Origin of the sequence: Rhodococcus marinonascens NBRC 14363 (assembly GCF_001894885.1) — a bacterium.
Lineage (GTDB): Bacteria > Actinomycetota > Actinomycetes > Mycobacteriales > Mycobacteriaceae > Rhodococcus_F > Rhodococcus_F marinonascens.
This window is the reverse complement of the sequence record NZ_BCXB01000118.1, coordinates 1-1,536: the sequence shown is the minus strand read 5'-3', so window position 1 is coordinate 1,536 and position 1,536 is coordinate 1. Positions and strand designations below refer to the sequence as shown.

Genomic DNA, 1,536 nt, shown 5'->3' with positions numbered 1-1,536 from the left:
GTGATGTCGGGTGTGGGAAGCGCGCCGCGATCCAACTTCCCATTCACCGTCACCGGCAACTCCCCCAACACCACCACCACCGACGGCACCAAATACGCCGGCAACACCGACCCCGCAAACCCCACCACCACATCCGGATCGAGAACCACACCCACCACCGGCACCACATACCCCACCAACCGAGACCCCCACACCACCACCACCGCCCGCGCCACCCCCACACACCGGGCCAACACCACCTCCACCTCCCCCAACTCCACCCGCTGACCCCGCACCTTCACCTGAAAATCATTACGCCCCCGAAACTCCAAAACCCCCTCCACCGACCACCGCACCAAATCCCCCGTCCGATACAACCGCGAACCACTCGCCCCAAACGGATTCGCCACAAAACTCGCCGCCGTCAACCCCACCCGACCGTGATACCCCCGCGCCAACCCCGACCCCGCCACATACAACTCCCCCACCACACCCACCGGCACCGGACGCAACCACCCGTCCAACACCACCACCCCCACACCCCGCACCGGCCCACCCAACGACACCACACCCCCCGCCACCAACGGATCACTGATCGTCGCCTGCACCGTCGCCTCCGTCGGACCATAAGCGTCGAACAACTCCCGCCCCGGCGCCCACAACGCCACCAACTCCGGCGAACACACCTCACCCGCCACCACCAACACCCGCACACACCCCAACCCCCCAGGCTCGAGCGTCGACAACACCGACGGCGTCAAAAAACAATGCGATACCCCCTCCCCCTCGAGCAACGCCGACAACTCCGCACCCCCGAACACCGACGGCGGCACGATCACCAACCGCGCCCCCACCGAAAACGCCATCAACCACTCGTACACCGACGCATCAAAACTCGGCGACGCCACATGCGACACCCGCGACGACGACGTCACCGAAAACCGCTCACGCTCCTCCGCAGCCAAATTCGCCAAACCCTCATGCGTGACCACCACACCCTTCGGCTTCCCCGTCGACCCCGACGTATACATCACATACGCAGCATCACCCCGCCGCACCGGCGCAACCCGATCCCCATCCGACACCGGACCCGCCGAAAAACCCTCACCGAAACCCGCGGCATCAACCTCCAACCACTCCACCACACCCGGCAACCCCCGACCCGACACCGTCAACCCCACCACCGCACCAGAATCGACCAACAACTCCACCACCCGCACCACCGGCAAACCAGGATCCACCGGCACAAACGCCGCCCCCGACTTCGCCACCGCCCACACCGCCACCACCAACTCCACCGACCTCGGCAACGCCACCGCCACCACCGATTCCGGCCCCACCCCCCGACCGATCAACAACCGCGCCCACCGAGACGACCACCCATCCAACTCCCGATACGACACCTCCACACCCGAAAACGACACCGCCACCGCCCCCGGATCCACCCCCACACCCCCCACCAAAATCTCCGCCAACGTCCCACCCTCCACACCCGAACCCCCACACACCAACCCCCCACCACCAACCACATCCAACCCCGCCAACGACACATCCGGG

The 1,536-nt window shown here is 66.1% G+C and carries 1 protein-coding gene; it reads right to left on the bottom strand.

Translation table 11 applies throughout. From position 1 onward, the window contains the following. A partial coding sequence (locus RM2_RS23100; RefSeq protein WP_139277936.1) for an amino acid adenylation domain-containing protein occupies positions 1-1,536 on the bottom strand: 1,536 nt, incomplete at both ends.